The organism is Polaribacter sp. HA6-7, assembly GCF_055693625.1.
Genome location: NZ_CM146338.1, coordinates 1,150,228 through 1,166,335, shown reverse-complemented (window position 1 = coordinate 1,166,335; position 16,108 = coordinate 1,150,228). Strand labels below are relative to the sequence as shown.

The 16,108-nt window shown below is 29.3% G+C and carries 14 protein-coding genes and 5 pseudogenes; 17 read left to right on the top strand and 2 right to left on the bottom strand.

Features of this window, described 5'->3' with window-relative positions; genetic code table 11:
- The first annotated feature begins 22 nt into the window (after positions 1-22).
- From ACZ1HD_RS06420 to uvrB, 3 genes and pseudogenes are all read left to right on the top strand, one after another.
- Complete coding sequence (locus ACZ1HD_RS06420) at positions 23-1,102, top strand: YncE family protein (RefSeq protein WP_472688946.1); 1,080 nt, start codon at positions 23-25, stop codon at positions 1,100-1,102.
- 1,587 nt (positions 1,103-2,689) lie between these two features.
- Positions 2,690-2,920, top strand: coding sequence for a T9SS type B sorting domain-containing protein (locus ACZ1HD_RS06415; protein ID WP_472688945.1), 231 nt, complete (start codon positions 2,690-2,692; stop codon positions 2,918-2,920).
- Positions 2,921-2,950: 30 nt separating this feature from the next.
- A pseudogene (uvrB, locus tag ACZ1HD_RS06410) lies at positions 2,951-4,936 on the top strand (excinuclease ABC subunit UvrB).
- A 339-nt stretch (positions 4,937-5,275) separates the two neighbouring features.
- On the opposite strand, the gene ACZ1HD_RS06405 reads toward uvrB, so the two are convergent.
- On the bottom strand, positions 5,276-5,740 hold the full coding sequence (locus tag ACZ1HD_RS06405) for a hypothetical protein (RefSeq protein ID WP_375240316.1): 465 nt from the start codon (positions 5,738-5,740) through the stop codon (positions 5,276-5,278).
- Between the two features lie 85 nt (positions 5,741-5,825).
- Complete coding sequence (gene sucC, locus ACZ1HD_RS06400; protein ID WP_077808997.1) at positions 5,826-7,022, bottom strand: ADP-forming succinate--CoA ligase subunit beta; 1,197 nt, start codon at positions 7,020-7,022, stop codon at positions 5,826-5,828.
- A gap of 227 nt (positions 7,023-7,249) precedes the next feature.
- Here sucC and ACZ1HD_RS06395 point away from each other — a divergent pair, with 227 nt between their 5' ends.
- The 14 genes and pseudogenes from ACZ1HD_RS06395 to ACZ1HD_RS06330 all read left to right on the top strand — a co-directional run bounded on the left by ACZ1HD_RS06395 (position 7,250) and on the right by ACZ1HD_RS06330 (position 16,101).
- Complete coding sequence (locus ACZ1HD_RS06395) at positions 7,250-7,957, top strand: carbohydrate binding family 9 domain-containing protein (RefSeq protein ID WP_472688944.1); 708 nt, start codon at positions 7,250-7,252, stop codon at positions 7,955-7,957.
- A gap of 2 nt (positions 7,958-7,959) precedes the next feature.
- Positions 7,960-9,160: pseudogene (locus tag ACZ1HD_RS06390) on the top strand (DUF5916 domain-containing protein).
- Positions 9,108-9,410 carry a DUF5916 domain-containing protein gene (locus ACZ1HD_RS06385; protein WP_472688943.1) on the top strand — a complete coding sequence of 101 codons (303 nt, stop codon included), beginning with the start codon at positions 9,108-9,110 and terminating at the stop codon, positions 9,408-9,410. The pseudogene ACZ1HD_RS06390 and the gene ACZ1HD_RS06385 overlap by 53 nt, the downstream one beginning before the upstream one ends.
- On the top strand, positions 9,329-9,574 hold the full coding sequence (locus tag ACZ1HD_RS06380) for a DUF5916 domain-containing protein (protein ID WP_472689297.1): 246 nt from the start codon (positions 9,329-9,331) through the stop codon (positions 9,572-9,574). Before ACZ1HD_RS06385 ends, ACZ1HD_RS06380 begins: the two co-directional genes overlap by 82 nt.
- A complete protein-coding gene (locus ACZ1HD_RS06375) occupies positions 9,523-9,735 on the top strand; it encodes a DUF5916 domain-containing protein (RefSeq protein ID WP_472689296.1) in 213 nt (70 codons plus the stop codon). The genes ACZ1HD_RS06380 and ACZ1HD_RS06375 overlap by 52 nt, the downstream gene beginning before the upstream one ends.
- Positions 9,736-9,834: 99 nt before the next feature.
- A pseudogene (locus ACZ1HD_RS06370) lies at positions 9,835-10,493 on the top strand (ABC transporter ATP-binding protein).
- A 48-nt stretch (positions 10,494-10,541) separates the two neighbouring features.
- Positions 10,542-11,087, top strand: a complete 546-nt coding sequence (locus tag ACZ1HD_RS06365) for a CPBP family intramembrane glutamic endopeptidase (protein ID WP_340934198.1) — start codon at positions 10,542-10,544, stop codon at positions 11,085-11,087.
- Position 11,088: 1 nt separating this feature from the next.
- A pseudogene (locus tag ACZ1HD_RS06360) lies at positions 11,089-11,851 on the top strand (TIGR02757 family protein).
- Between the two features lie 99 nt (positions 11,852-11,950).
- Positions 11,951-12,112: pseudogene (locus ACZ1HD_RS06355) on the top strand (BatA domain-containing protein); the annotation flags it as partial.
- A 3-nt stretch (positions 12,113-12,115) separates the two neighbouring features.
- The gene (locus ACZ1HD_RS06350) at positions 12,116-12,577 is read left to right on the top strand and encodes a hypothetical protein (RefSeq protein ID WP_472688942.1); all 462 of its coding nucleotides are present in this window, start codon (positions 12,116-12,118) and stop codon (positions 12,575-12,577) included.
- A gap of 812 nt (positions 12,578-13,389) precedes the next feature.
- Complete coding sequence (locus tag ACZ1HD_RS06345; protein ID WP_472688941.1) at positions 13,390-13,866, top strand: hypothetical protein; 477 nt, start codon at positions 13,390-13,392, stop codon at positions 13,864-13,866.
- Positions 13,867-13,936: 70 nt separating this feature from the next.
- Positions 13,937-15,121 carry a dihydroorotase gene (locus tag ACZ1HD_RS06340; RefSeq protein WP_472689295.1) on the top strand — a complete coding sequence of 395 codons (1,185 nt, stop codon included), beginning with the start codon at positions 13,937-13,939 and terminating at the stop codon, positions 15,119-15,121.
- Positions 15,121-15,447 carry a hypothetical protein gene (locus tag ACZ1HD_RS06335; protein ID WP_077808990.1) on the top strand — a complete coding sequence of 109 codons (327 nt, stop codon included), beginning with the start codon at positions 15,121-15,123 and terminating at the stop codon, positions 15,445-15,447. Before ACZ1HD_RS06340 ends, ACZ1HD_RS06335 begins: the two co-directional genes overlap by 1 nt.
- Before the next feature lie 12 nt (positions 15,448-15,459).
- On the top strand, positions 15,460-16,101 hold the full coding sequence (locus ACZ1HD_RS06330; RefSeq protein WP_340934202.1) for an alpha/beta hydrolase: 642 nt from the start codon (positions 15,460-15,462) through the stop codon (positions 16,099-16,101).
- Positions 16,102-16,108 lie beyond the last annotated feature (7 nt).

Sequence of the window (16,108 nt, the reverse complement as noted above, 5' to 3'; positions counted from 1 at the left end):
GAATTCATAGTAATTACATCAAATGAGAAATTTATTTACATTTTTTATATTAATTTTTGCTCTCAACTTTTACGCACAAAAAGAAGCTAATTTTTGGTATTTTGGAGAAAATGCAGGTTTAGATTTTAGTAGCGGAGAACCAAAAGCTCTCAACAATGGTAAATTAAGTACAGATGAAGGATGTTCATCAATTTCTAATTCAGACGGTGATTTATTATTTTATTCAGACGGAATAACTCTTTACAACTCGAAACATGAAATAATGACTTTTTCTGATGGTAGACTAGCTACTTCTTTAGAAGGAAACCCTTCGAGTACGCAATCTGCTTTATTTGTGCCAAACCCAACGAATAAAAACATTTATTATCTTTTTACAGTTGGTACTAATTTTGTTGGTAACACAACATATCCTGTTAATCCTGGTTTTAACTTTTACACCATAGACTTGTCTTTAAACGGTGGTTTAGGTGAAGTTACATCTCGCCCCGTTAGTTTAGATACAAACCCATATACTGGTGAAGACTTATCTTATTCTTGGTCAGAAAAAGTTACTGCAGTTCAAGGTAGTTGTGGTTCTATCCGGGCTTTATCAGTAGTAGAAAATCAATTTTTCGCCTATGAAATTACAAGCGCAGGAGTTGATATTAATAACCCTGTAATTAGTCGCGTTTTTTACAACTTAACTGATAAAAGAGGTTACTTAAAAGTATCTCCAGATGGCTCTAAAATTGCAATGGCAGATTACAATGAAGGATTTGGTTCATTTGGAGGTGGTAGCTTAGTACTTTTAGATTTTGATATTAATACAGGGGTAGTAAGCAGAAATATAAAAAGACTAACAGAACCGAATACTGAAGGAGCTCCTTATGGAGTAGAATTCTCTAAACAATCTAATAAGTTATATGTATCTACATTTAATTCACAAAACAACATTTACCAATTTGATTTGACAAAAACAGATGTTGCTGATACTAAGGTGTTAATTAGCTCTCAAACGGGTTATAGAAGTGGTTTACAATTAGGTCCTAACGGAAAAATTTATAATTCAATACCGGGAACCCCTTTTCTTGGTGTTATCGAAAATCCGAGATGCCGATGCTAGTAATGTTATTTATATTAATGAAGCTGTCGACCTAGGCACAGGTAGAGCTACCCAAGGCTTACCTCCTTTTTTACAATCTTTTTTAAACCTGTTGATATTGTAGATGTAAACGACCCTACAATTGTTTTAAGCAATAGTAAACAGAATGTTTGTGCTGATCAAAGTTTAAAATTAGAGCCAGAACTAGAAGAAGTTTCTTTAGGCACATACAAGTATCTTTGGACAAAAGAAGGAGATCCTTCAATTATAATAACCACTAGAGGCTTAGAAATTACAAATACTAATTTAGGCTCGGAAAATATAATTTAGAAATTAAATCTACAGATAGTTGTGGTAATGACAAAACATACAATAGTTCTGTAGAAGTAGAATTTCAATCGATTCCTACAATAAACAACTCAATAATTTACACTCAATGTGATTATGACACTAATTCTTTAGACGGAAAAACTTTTTTCAATTTAGAAACAAAAGAAATCGAATTATCAAATAACGCTACTGATGTATCTGTTGAGTTTTTTGAATTAGATGATACACCGATAATTAATAAAGTTGGCTACGTTAATAAAGAAGCTGCAATAACAAGCTCACATGTTTTAAAAGTAAAAGTTACTAATAATACAACTGGTTGTTCTGTATTTGGTCAAATAGAATTAAAAGTTACACCAACAACTTCTGGCTTTAATCAACTTAAAAACATTTACAAAGCAGAAATAAACGCATCTACAGATTTAACAAATTATAGTGAAGGGTCTAACGATGCCGCTTTTAATTTAGATGAGAAAATCGATAAGGTAATTTCTAATTCATCTGGTGTTTTTAATAGAAGTGAATATCAATTTAAATACTATTTAACTTCAGAAGATGCAGCAAAAGAAACTAACGAAATAACGGCACCTTACACTGCAAACAGATACGGAAATAACACAAAAATTTATTTAAGAATTTCTAAAGGAAATACATGTGAAGGTATTGCAGAATTTAGCTTGTTTGTTAACAAGCTTCAGAACCGTTAAATGTAATTAACCCTAATATTATATGTTTAAATTTCCCAAACAATTCTCCTGTTTTAGAAACTAAAAGTATTGTTTCAGAAACTGGTAACTCTATAGATAGTTACAAATGGTATTTAAACTCTGTAGAAATTCCTAATGAAACAAATTCGTCTTTAACCATTAATAAAGGTGGCGATTACAAAGTAATAATTAATAGGTTTTATGAAAACGAACCAGGAAATGAAGATAATATAGAAACTACTGGTTATAAAACATTTTCTGTTCTAGAATCTAGCATCGCAGAAAACATTTCAATAAAATACATTGATAATCAAGATGAAGGATTTAACAATAGTATTACTATAAATGTAGAGGGTTTAGGTGATTATGAATACGCCTTAAATAACAACTCTTTAACCGAATTTAAAAAAGGTGATACTAATTTATCGTATACTTTTACCAATGTACCAACCGGTCTTAATAAAATTTACATTAGAGATAGAAATGAATGCGGAATTATAAATACAAATGAAATTTCATTTATTTATTTTCAGAGACATTTTACACCAAATGGAGATGGTGTTAATGATACTTGGAACATTTCGGAATCGATAATAATTTTTATACTGGTGTTGATTTACAAATATTTGATAGATTTGGTAAAGTTCTTAAAATTATAGACTTAAAAACAGAAAATGGTTGGAACGGAACTTACAATGGTAAGCTTTTACCCACAAATGATTATTGGTACAACGCCGTTCTAAAAGATGTAAACGGAAATATTAGAAAACAAACTGGTCACTTTTCGTTATTAAGAAAATAAATTCTCATTTAGTATCCGTATTTTTACAACATGGATTTTAAATTAGTTTCAAACTTTTCTCCTACCGGAGATCAACCACAAGCAATAAAAGAATTATCAGAAAGTGTTAATGCTGGCGAGAAATTTCAAACGCTATTAGGTGTAACAGGTTCGCGTAAAACATTTACAGTTGCAAATGTTGTAAAAGAGGTTAAAAAACCTACTTTGGTTTTGGCTCATAACAAAACTTTAGCAGCACAATTATACTCTGAGTTTAAACAATTTTTTCCTGACAATGCAGTAGAGTATTTTGTTTCTTACTATGATTATTATCAACCAGAAGCATATATTCCGGTAACCGGAACTTATATAGAAAAAGATTTATCTATAAATGAAGATATCGAACGGTTAAGATTAAGCACCACTTCTTCCCTACTTTCGGCAGAAGAGATGTTTTGGTAGTAGCGTCAGTATCTTGCTTATATGGTATTGGTAATCCAACGGAATTTAAAAAGAATGTTATTCCTATTCAAGTAGGTCAACAAATTTCTAGAACAAAATTTTTACATCAATTAGTACAAAGTTTATATTCTAGAACAGAACACGAAATAAAAAGCGGAACATTTAAAGTTAAAGGAGACGTTGTAACTATATATCCGTCTTACGGTGATAATGGATATAGAATTCATTTTTTTGGTGATGAAATCGAAGAAATAGAACTTTTCGATTTAGAAAGCAATTCAGTCATTAACTCTTTTGAAGAATTAAGTATTTATCCTGCAAACTTATTTGTTACTTCTCCGGATGTTTTACAAAATGCAATTCATCAGATTCAAGAAGACATGATGAAACAGGTAGATTTTTTCAATGAAATTGGTAAACACTTAGAAGCTAAACGAATAAAAGAAAGAACAGAATTCGATTTAGAAATGATTCGAGAATTAGGATATTGTTCGGAATTGAGAATTATTCGAGATATTTAGACGGACGAGAACCCGGTACAAGACCTTTCTGTCTTTTAGACTATTTTCCTAATGATTATTTAATGGTGATTGATGAAAGCCATGTTACCGTACCACAAACTCATGCAATGTATGGCGGAGATAGAAGTAGAAAAGAAAATTTAGTTGAATACGGGTTTAGATTACCTGCCGCGATGGACAATAGACCTTTAAAATTTGAAGAATTTGAAGCTATTCAAAATCAAACAATATTTGTATCTGCAACACCTGCAGATTACGAACTTCAAAAAACAGAAGGAGTTTTTGTTGAGCAAATTATTAGGCCAACCGGGTTATTGGATCCACCAATAGAAGTAAGACCAAGTTTAAATCAAATTGATGATTTAATCGAAGAAATTCAAATAAGAGTTGAAAAAGATGAACGTACTTTGGTTACTACTCTTACCAAAAGAATGGCTGAAGAATTAACAAAATACCTAACTAGAGTAAGTATTAGGTGTAGATATATTCATTCTGATGTTGATACTTTAGAACGTGTTGAAATAATGCAAGACCTGCGTAAAGGGTTATTTGATGTTCTTATTGGCGTAAACTTATTAAGAGAAGGACTAGATTTACCGAAGTTTCTTTAGTTGCTATTTTAGATGCAGATAAAGAAGGATTTTTAAGAAATGTAAAATCATTAACACAAACTGTTGGTAGAGCTGCAAGAAATGTAAATGGTTTGGCTATAATGTATGCTGATAAGGTTACTAAAAGTATGCAAAAAACTATTGATGAAACTAATAGAAGAAGAGAAAAACAAATAGCATACAATACCAAGAACAACATCAAACCTACTCAAATAAATAAAAAAATAGACGATACTTTGTCAAAATCTGCAGTATCAAGTTATCATTATGACAACGCAAAACAAGTTGCCGCAGAGCAAGATTTACAATATTTACCTAAAGAAGAAATAGAGAAAAGAATTCGAGATAAAAGAAAAGAAATGGAAGCTGCAGCTAAAAATTTAGATTTTATTGTTGCTGCAAAATTACGTGATGAAATTGCAGTTTTAAAGGAGAAAATTTAATTCATTAAAACTTTACTAATAAAATACTTTTCAACATCATAAAAATAACCCAAAGTTTTTTTGTTGAAGAAACATTTTCTTCTAATATCAAGAAACTATTTTCTTGTTCGCAAGCTACTAAAGCTACTAAAGCTACTAAAGTAGCACAAAAAGTTAGTGCTTAAATTTTTGTGTAATAATTTTTAATTCTAGGGTAAATTTTATATTATTTTATCTAAAAATAAAATTAAAATATACTCTCCTATCCTGTTCTCTCTAATGGGATACTAAATTAACTATCAAAACATTTACAATGCTATATAAATTCGTATTTTTAAATAAATTAATAAATCTTTAAAATTACTCAACACTTCTTCTTAACCTTAAAATACTATCAATTAATTTACCTGCTTTTCGTTTATAAATAGAATCGTCTTTTTGGGTGAATTTATTTTTAGCAACTCTATTAACTCTTGCATTATTTAAATACTTCAATTGTTTTTGGAGCTTAGAAACAATTTGCTCTACATTTAAAATTATTTCAGATTCTTCTCCTAACTTATTTAAACTTTTATTAAGCTTACTCAATTGTAAATTATATTTTTTCTCTTGAGAATTAGACCACTTTTTTAGTTCTTTTAGCTTATCTCTTCTTTTGCTTAAAGCATTAATTTTAGCTTTAATTTTTTTAATTAATACTGTATTATCCTGAAAAACTCTTATAGAATTAGAATGCCTCAAAAATAAATCATTGGCTTGTAATGTTGCTGTTTGAACAAAAAACAGCAACATTACAATAGCAAAAAATCTTATTTTAAATGTCATAGTTTAAAAATACAATTTAAAATATGAAATAAAAAAACGTCTCAATAAAATTGAGACGTTTTAACTAAATATATTTTTTTAAGAATTAAGCTTCTAAAACTTCTTGAACCTTATCAGCAGCTTCTTGAAATTCTGTTGCAGAAATAATTTCCATACCAGAGTTGTCAATTAATTCTTTTGCTTCTTTAGCATTTGTACCTTGTAATCTACAAATAATTGGCACAGTAATTTTATCTCCCATATTTTTGTAAGCATCAACAACACCTTGTGCTACTCTGTCACAACGTACAATACCACCAAAAATATTTACTAAAATTGCTTTTACGTTTTCATCTTTTAAGATGATACCAAATGCAGTTTCTACTCTTGCAGCATCTGCAGTACCACCAACATCTAAAAAGTTTGCAGGCTCACCTCCAGATTCTTTAATTAAATCCATAGTTCCCATTGCTAAACCAGCTCCGTTTACCATACAACCAACGTTTCCGTCTAAATCTACATAATTTAAACCAGCAGCTTTCGCTTCTACTTCTATTGGATTTTCTTCTCTTAAATCACGCATTGCTGCATAATCTTTATGTCTATATAATGCATTTTCATCTAAAGAAACTTTAGCATCTACTGCCATAATTTTAGAATCAGATGTTTTTAATACAGGATTGATTTCAAACATAGAAGAATCTGATTTGATGTAAGCAGTATATAAAGCTGTAACAAATTTTGTCATTTCTTTAAATGCAACACCAGATAATCCTAAATTAAAAGCAACTTTACGTGCTTGAAAAGGCATTAATCCTAATAATGGATCTACTTCTTCTGTAAAAATTAAGTGCGGAGTTTCTTCTGCAACAGTTTCTATATCCATTCCACCTTCTGTAGAATACATAATCATATTTTTACCTGTTGCTCTGTTTAATAAAACAGACATATAATATTCATCCGGCTCTTCATCACCTGGATAATATACATCTTCTGCAACCAAAACTTGGTTAACTAATTTACCTTCTGCAGACGTTTGAGGCGTAATTAACATCATTCCTAAAATATCATCAGAAATACTTTTAACTTCGTCTAAGTTTTTTGCCAACTTAACACCACCACCTTTACCACGACCACCTGCGTGAACTTGTGCTTTAATTACGTGCCAACCTGTACCTGTGTCTTCAGTTAGTTTTTTTGCAGCTGCTACTGCTTCTGCTGGAGTGTTTGCAACAATTCCTCTTTGAATTCTAACTCCAAAACTATTTAATATTTCTTTACCTTGATATTCGTGTAAGTTCATTTTGTGAATGTTTTTAACAGAAACAAAAATACAAATTCATTGGTTATAACTGCAATCTTTTAAATAAAAAATATCTATATATTTCTTTAAGATTTTTTTAACACCTCTTATTTGTAACACTTCTAAAAAAGTAAAGTCTTTACTATAATTAACACAATTTTATGAACCGAGTCTCTAAAGGTTAGATACTTTCGCTTTGTATTTAAACGTAAATCAACCAAAATCAAATGTTTAAAAGAATTTTATTAGTTAAATTAGTACTGTTTTCTGTCTTAATTTCACAAGCTCAAAACAACAAAAACAGAAAGACAGTTACTACACAAAGAGTTACCAAAGCTCCAAAAATAGACGGATTATTAAATGATGAAGCTTGGCAAAATGCCGAAATATTATCAGATTTTGTAATTTTTAGACCGGACAATGGTAAATTAGTTTCTTCTGAATACCAAACATTTGTAAAAGTAGCTTATGATGATGATGCCGTTTATATTTCTGCAAAATTATTAGATCCAGATCCAGAAAATATTCCGCAAGAGTTTGCGGTTAGAGATAATTTTAGTCAAGCAGATTTTTTCTTAGTTACTATAAACCCTAATGACGACGGTCAAAACCCATTTGAATTCATAGTTCAAGTTACCGGTAATCAAGGAGATGCAAAAGTTTCTAACGGTAATGAAGATTTTAACTGGAGTGCCGTTTGGGAAAGCGCTACAAAAATAACAGACAAAGGCTGGAATGTAGAAATTAAACTACCATATAGGGCAATTAGATTTGCAAATAGACCTGTACAATCTTGGGGTTTTAATTTTCATAGAAGGCTAGAAAAATTAAACGAACAACATACTTGGACACATATTGATAATTCTGTTGGAAGATGGACTCAATATGACGGTTTAATAGAAGGTTTTAAAAATATTACTCCCCAACTAGATTAAATTTGTATCCATACGCTTCTGCAACTTCAATTAGTTTTGATGGAGAAACAGAGTATGATTACAGTGTTGGTATGGACCTAAAATATGGTTTAACAGACAATTTTACTTTAGATGCAACCTTAATTCCGGATTTTAGTCAGGTTGGTTTCGATAATGTTGAATTAAATTTAGGTCCATTCGAACAACAATTTACAGAACAAAGACAATTTTTTACAGAAGGAACAGAACTTTTTAATAAAGGAAATTTATTTTACTCTAGAAGAGTTGGTGGTAGACCAATAGATCAATTTAATGTAGCATCAAACTTAATAAAAGAAGAAAATTTTGATGCAAATGGAAGACGAATTAACGAAGAAATAATAGATTATCCTGGTAAAGTTACCATGTTAAATGCGATTAAAATTTCGGACGAACTAAAAGCGGATTAGGAATTGGTTTTTTTAATGCGATTACAGAAACTACAGAAGCAACAATAAAAACAACCACAGAACAAATGTCCGGCGGAACCACAACAAATACTGTAACCACCGTAAAAGAAACTACAAATCCGTTTTCGAATTACAACATCATGGTTCTAGACCAACAGTTTAACCAAAACTCTACGGTTACTTTAATTAATACAAATGTAACTAGAGATGGTCGATTTAGAGATGCAAACGTTACCGCTTTAGATTGGCACATAGAAACCAAAGACAGCAAATACAATGCAGATGGATCTTTTAAAATGAGTAATATTTCTGATGATATAAACAACCCTAATACCGGTTATACTTTTGATAATAGCTTTGGATACAATTCGGGCATTGGAACTGGGAAATTGGTTATAATTTTGAAAACAAAGATTTTAATCCAAATGATTTAGGTATTTTGTTTTCTAATGACCAGCAAGCCATTTATGGCAGCGCAGGTTGGAGAACTTTACAACCAACCAAAAAATTTAACAATTATAGTTTTAACTTTTATAATCAGGTTAATTTTCAGCATTTTTCTGGTGCTTACACTGGTTACGAAGCTGGCTTTAACGCAAGCGCACAAACTAAAAAACGTTTCACGTTTGGTGGTAATTTAAACTACGGTTCTAAAAATCGAGATTATTTTGAGCCAAGACAAGGTACAACAAGCGGTATTTTCTTTCAAAGACCAGGAAAGAATGAATGTAAATGGTTGGATTTCTACAAATTCTCAGAAAAAATTAGAACTTAATGCCAACGGATATTTTACAAATTTCACAAATCATCCGCAGCAATCTTATGGCGTAAGTATTAGTCCGCGTTACCGTTTTACAAATCAATTTTCGCTTCAATATCGATTAAATTATAATAAAACTAAAAATGACCAAGGTTATGTAGACCAAGTAAATAACAACATTGTATTTGGGCAAAGAGATCGAAAAAGCTACACAAATACTATTTCGGTAAATATAGTTTTAGCACAAATTCTTCTTTATCTTTAAGTTTTAGACATTATTGGAGTGATGTTGAGTACAATAGTTTTTACAATTTAAATAGCGATGGAAGTTTGGCTGAAAACAACAATTATAATACAAACGATTTAAATTTTAACAGCTGGAATTTAGATTTAAACTACTTCGGCAATTTGCACCAGGAAGTCAACTAATAGTATTTTACAGAAATTCTATCTTTGATTCTAACAATAATTCCGGCTTAAAATTCTTCAAAAACTTAGATAATTTATTCGATCAACCACAACAACACACTTTATCTGTAAGGTTTGTATACTTTATCGACTACAATCGTATAAAAAATATTTTTAGCTAATTAGTTACTATATTATTTAAGATTTGAATTTGAAATCAGAAACGCTCCATAAGTGTTTCTGATTTCTTTTTTATACATTCGTTTTAAATTTGAAGAAATATGATAATTGGAAAAAATATTCATAAGTATTATGATGATGTTGAAGTTTTAAAAGGAGTCGATTTACATGTAAAAAAAGGAGAAATTGTTGCAATTGTTGGTCCTTCCGGTGCTGGTAAAACCACTTTACTACAAATTTTAGGTACTTTAGACAAACCTTTAAAAGAGCAAGATTTCGAATTATCAATAAATAATATTTCCTTAAAAAACTTATCTGATAAAGACCTCTCTTCATTTAGAAACAATCATATTGGTTTTATTTTTCAATTTCACCAACTTTTACCGAATTTACAGCCTTAGAAAACGTATGTATTCCTGCATTTATAGCAAATAAATCTAAAAAAGAAACCGAAACTAAAGCTCTAGAAATATTATCTTTTTTAGGCTTAGACCATAGAATAAACCATAAACCTAGCGAACTTTCCGGCGGAGAACAACAACGAGTAGCCGTAGCAAGAGCTTTAATTAACAATCCATCAGTAATTTTGGCTGATGAACCAAGTGGAAATCTCGACAGTGAATCTGCAAAAAATTTGCACGAATTATTCTTTAAATTAAGAGATGAATACGGCCAAACGTTTGTTTTGATAACGCATAACGAAGATTTAGCAGAAATGGCAGACAGAAAATTAACAATGAAAGACGGTAAAATCATTTAATTTTGTAACATATAACTTTAACGAAACACTAATGTAGTAAACCATAATATGAAAGAAACTTTTTTAAACTTAATCGACTACATTAAAAACCCAGTTTTAGAGAAAGATCTAAATACCGATACAAAATATCGATTTAAGATATTCTTACATTTATTAGTTATTAGTATTGCTACAGGTTTAATAATATCGCCAATTTTTGTAATTTTAGATGAAATAGGATTTGTAAACATGGACAATCATAAGATTGATGAAATGTTTAAAAACTTAAGCTTATTTCAAATTTTATTAACTGGCGGAATTATAGCACCTGTAATAGAAGAATTAATATTTAGAGCACCCATAACATCTTTTAAAAAACCTGCTTCTTTTAAAATAGGTTTTTATGTTTTTGCCGTTTTATTCGGTTTGGTACATTTAACTAATTTTGATATTACACCCAATGTATTAATTGCGGCTCCTTTACTAGTTTTACCACAAATTATATTGGGAGCATATTTTGGATTTATCCGAGTTAAATTTGGCTTAATTTGGTCTATGTTATTACACGGTTGCTATAACAGTATTCTAATGATTATAGGATTTGGGTTCGAATAACATGAATAAAAAAGAGTTAAAAGAATTTTTAGACGAAAAGGTTGTTCTATACAACAATCCTAATTTTATTGAGACAGACCCAATACAAATACCTCACTTATTTAGCAAAAAAGAAGATATTGAAATTGCAGGTTTTTTAACCGCAATTATTTCTTGGGGAAATAGAACCATGATTATTCGAAATGCGAATAAAATGATGGAAATGTTAGATAATGCGCCACACGACTTTATTTTAAATCACACAAGTAAAGATTTAAAAGTATTAGAAAATTTTGTTCACAGAACATTTAATCATATCGATTTAACACAATTTGTAAAATCTTTACAAAACATTTATATTAATCACGGTGGTTTAGAAAACATTTTAAATATTGATGACAATTCGAATACATATCAAAATTCTATTCATCAATTTAAAAAAGTTTTTTTGAAATCGAACATCATAATAGAACCTTAAAACATATTTCTGATCCCTTAAAAAATTCTGCAGCAAAACGTATTAATATGTTTTTAAGATGGATGGTTAGAAACGATAAAACAGGTGTAGATTTCGGACTTTGGGCAACTCATAATCCTGCTAATTTATCTTGCCCTTTAGATGTACATTCGGCAATGTTGCAAGAAAGTTAAAGCTACTTTTAAGAAAACAAAACGATTGGAAAGCGGTTGCAGAATTAGATAAAAATTTAAGAAAGTTAGATAAATTAGATCCTGTAAAATATGATTTTGCGTTGTTTGGTTTAGGCGTTTTCGAAAAGTTTTAATTAGTAATTAACAAGAGTTTTTTAATCGTAATTTTTGTAATAAATTTATATTTTTAAAAATGAATATTTACTGTATAGATGCAATTTAAAAATCCGTAAATTTTATATTTTTTAGCACTACTAATTATACCAATAATTGTACATCTTTTTCAGTTACAAAAATTCGTTAAAACACCATTTTCCAACGTTGCTTTTCTTCAAAAAATTCAGCAACAAACACGTAAGAGTTCTCGCATAAAAAAATGGCTAATATTAGCCACAAGAATGCTTTTATTTACCGCGATAGTTTTTGCTTTTTCACAACCATATTTTAGCAACAAAAATATTGATAAAAAACAGCATAATTTTATTTACTTAGACAATTCTTTAAGTACAAATACTAAAGGAGAGAAAGGAGATTTATTAAAAGTTGCAGCACAAGAAATTATTAAAAACTCTAGCTTAAAAAGCTCTTACAGTTTATTAACAAATTCTAATTTTTACGAAAACATTAGCAATAACGAGTTAAAAAATGTACTTTTAAAAGTAGAAAAAACCACAAAAAATTTAGATTTAGAGAGTATTTTATTAAAATTAAACCTAAACAATAAAAATAAAACAAACACTTTAAATAAAAACATATTAATTTCTGATTTTCAGAATACTTACATAAATAAGTTCACAAATGTAACACAAGAATTATCGCTAATTCAGCTACAATCTAGCAAAAAAACAATATTTCTATAGACAGTGTTTTTATCAGCAATAAAAATAACAACAACTTTACAGTAAATGTTGTTATTAATAACATTGGCACCAAACAAAACAATGTACCAATTGCACTTTTTAACAAAGACATTTTAGTTAGTAAGCAAACCTTCCCTATTAAAGAAAACTCAAAGAAAACGATTACTTTCACAGTAAAAAAATCTTTAGATTTTTCCGGAAAAACAACCCTTACTTATAGCGATACTTTTGGTTTTGACAACACTTATTATTTCACATTAAACAATAACGAAAAAATCAATATTCTTTCGATAGGAAACAGCGCTAATTTTTTACAAAAAATTTACACTGAAAATGAATTTAATTTCTCAGAAAAATCATTACAAAATGTAAATTATAACGCGTTAAAAAATCAGCAATTAATTATTTTAAACGAGTTAAAAGAAATACCGGAAATTCTTAAAAACAGTTTAGAAGATTTTCTAAAAAACGGAGGGAATTTAGTAATTATTCCGAACCAAAAAACAAACATTTCTTCTTATAATTTATTTCTTAAAAATTTAAAAATTGGCTCGATTAAAAACATCAAAAAAGACACCTTAAAAATAACTTCAATTAATTTTAAACATCCAATATTTGAAAATGTTTTTTCAAAAAATATTTCAAATTTTCAATATCCTTCAGTAAACAACCACTACCCTATTACTGGAAATATTTCTTCGATAATTTCATTCGAAAATAACACACCATTTATTTCAAAATTTATAAATAAAAACATCTATTTTGTATCAAGTTCGCTCGATAAAAACAGCAGTAACTTTATAAATTCACCGTTGGTTGTTCCTGTATTTTACAACATTGCAAAAGCTAGTTTTTCATATCCAAAATTAGCTTACAATTTAAATGAAGAAAACAAAATTGAAGTAAAAGTAAAAGCAAGTAAAGATGAGATTCTATCAATTACAAGCAAAAAATCCTCTTTTATTCCTTTACAACGAGCTTATCAAAATAAAGTTGTCATCAACACAACAGAGGAACCACAAGAAGCTGGTTTTTATCAAATAAAAAAACAAGATTCTATACTTAAAGAACTTGCTTTTAACAATCCTAAAGAAGAAAGCTCTTTACAATTTTTAAATCTTAATGATTTAAAAGAACAAAAAAACATCATTACTTATAACTCTATAAAAGATGTTTTTACAGAAATTAATAAAAATAACGAAGTTCAGTGGCTTTGGAAATGGTTTTTAGCCTTGGCAATTGTATCTTTGTTATTAGAAATTTTTATTCTAAAATTCTATAAACCATGATTACGCTTATAAAATCGGCAACAATTATAGACGCTTCGAGTTCTTTTCATAACCAAAAAAAGATGTTTTAATCGAAAACGGAGTTATCAAAAAAATAGAAGACACTATTGACCCTAAAGAAGATTACACCCTAGTAAATAAAGATAATTTGCATATTTCTTGCGGATGGTTTGATACAAGTGTTTCTTTTGGAGAACCGGGATTCGAAGAAAGAGAAACCATAGAAAACGGCTTAAAAGTTGCTGCGAAAAGCGGCTTTACTGCAGTTGCGGTAAACGCCAACTCAAATCCGGTTATAGATACCAAATCTTCAGTAGAGTTTTTAATAAATAAAGCAAACGGTTCTGCGACCAATTTATATCCTATTGCAGCTTTAACCGCAAAGAGTAAAGGAATTGAAATGGCTGAATTATTCGATATGCAACAATCTGGTGCTATTGCCTTTGGTGATTATAAAAAACCAATTGCTAATGATAACTTGATGAAAGTATCGTTATTATATGCTCAAAATTTTGGTGGTTTAATATTAAGTTTTCCTAAAAATTTAGCTATCGCTGGAGAAGGTATTGCAAATGAAGGCATAAACAGTACTAAGTTAGGATTGAAAGGAATACCAGCATTAGCAGAAGAATTACAAATTGCTAGAGATTTATTTTTATTAGAATATACTGGCGGTAAACTTCATATCCCTACAATTTCAACAGAGAAATCTTTACAATTGATAAAAGAAGCTAAAAAGAAAGGTTTACAGGTTACATGTAGTGTTTCTGCACATCATTTAATACTTTCTGATGACGAATTACATGGTTTTGATAGTAATTTTAAAACAAATCCACCGTTAAGAACTAATCAAGATTGTAAAGCTTTGCAAAAAGGTGTAAAATCTGGAGTTATTGATATTATTACCTCAGATCACAACCCGATTGATATTGAACATAAAAAAGTAGAATTTAGCGAAGCTAAGGATGGCACAATTGGTTTAGAAAGTTTATTTGGCGCTTTAAATTCTGTTTTAAACTTATCAGATTTTATTGAAAACATCACTTCAAAACCAAGAGAAGTTTTCGGAATTAAACCAACTTCTATTGCCGTAGGAGAAATGGCGGATATCTCATTTTTTAATCCGGAAGAGAAAAACGTATTTACTAAAGACGCAATTTTATCAACATCAAAAAACAGTGCTTTTTTAAATAAAAATCTAACAGGAAAAGTTTACGGAATCTTTTCTAACAACCAACTAATTTTAAATAAATAATGGAAAATCATACTGTAAAAGAAGGAAAAACAATGGCAATTATTAGCCATTTATGGATTATAGGATTGTTAATTGCTTTCTTTGTAAATAATAACAACAAAAACTTTTTTACAAGTTTTTACATTAGACAAAGTTTAGGTTTAAACTTAATTCAAGCTTTTAATGGATGGGTTGTTTATGAATTTATTGGAGCTACTGCTGGCGCAATACTTGGCTTTATCCTTTTTGTTTTTTGGATAATTTCTTTAATTGGCGCTATTAAAGGAGAAGAAAAACTTGTTCCTTTTATAGGCGAGAAGTTTCAAGAATGGTTTCAAAATATTTAAAAAATTTACCAAATGAGTAATTTACATTACGTTGTTAGAGAACCAAAAACTAACATAGAAAACCCTTCTCTTTTAATTTTACTTCATGGTTATGGCAGTAACGAGCAAGATTTATTTTCTTTTGCCAATGAATTACCAGATAATTTATTAATTGTAAGCGCACAAGCACCTTTGTCTATGGGATTTGGTGGTTACGCTTGGTATTCTATTAATTTTGATGATAAAAATGGTAAATTTTCTGATTTAAAAGAAGCCAAAGAATCTATTGATAAGATTGCCGTTTTTATCGATGAGATTAAATTAAAATACAATACTAATACAGATAAAACATTTCTATTAGGTTTTAGCCAAGGTGCTATATTAAGCTACTCTTTAAGTTTCTTTTTCCCTAATAAAGTTCAACATGTTATTGCTTTAAGCGGGTATATAAATACTGAATTATTACCTGAAAATATTTCATCTGAAATTAAAACGGATTATTATTGCTCGCACGGTTCTGTTGACCAAGTTTTACCCGTAGAATGGGCTAGAAAATCGAAACCTTTTTTAGATAATTTAGGTTTTAAAAATGATTATTCAGAATACAATATTGGTCATGGCGTTGCGCCTCAAAACTTTTTTAGTTTTAAAAAGTGGATTGAAGAACGCTTATAATCTTATT

Coding starts and splice junctions, on each gene's coding strand:
- ACZ1HD_RS06420 (WP_472688946.1), top strand. CDS start 23: ATGAGAAATTTATTTACATTTTTTATATTAATTTTTGCTCTCAACTTT.
- ACZ1HD_RS06405 (WP_375240316.1), bottom strand. CDS start 5,740: ATGACATTTAAAATAAGATTTTTTGCTATTGTAATGTTGCTGTTTTTT.
- sucC (WP_077808997.1), bottom strand. CDS start 7,022: ATGAACTTACACGAATATCAAGGTAAAGAAATATTAAATAGTTTTGGA.
- ACZ1HD_RS06395 (WP_472688944.1), top strand. CDS start 7,250: ATGTTTAAAAGAATTTTATTAGTTAAATTAGTACTGTTTTCTGTCTTA.
- ACZ1HD_RS06385 (WP_472688943.1), top strand. CDS start 9,108: ATGAATGTAAATGGTTGGATTTCTACAAATTCTCAGAAAAAATTAGAA.
- ACZ1HD_RS06365 (WP_340934198.1), top strand. CDS start 10,542: ATGAAAGAAACTTTTTTAAACTTAATCGACTACATTAAAAACCCAGTT.
- ACZ1HD_RS06350 (WP_472688942.1), top strand. CDS start 12,116: ATGCTTTTATTTACCGCGATAGTTTTTGCTTTTTCACAACCATATTTT.
- ACZ1HD_RS06335 (WP_077808990.1), top strand. CDS start 15,121: ATGGAAAATCATACTGTAAAAGAAGGAAAAACAATGGCAATTATTAGC.
- ACZ1HD_RS06330 (WP_340934202.1), top strand. CDS start 15,460: ATGAGTAATTTACATTACGTTGTTAGAGAACCAAAAACTAACATAGAA.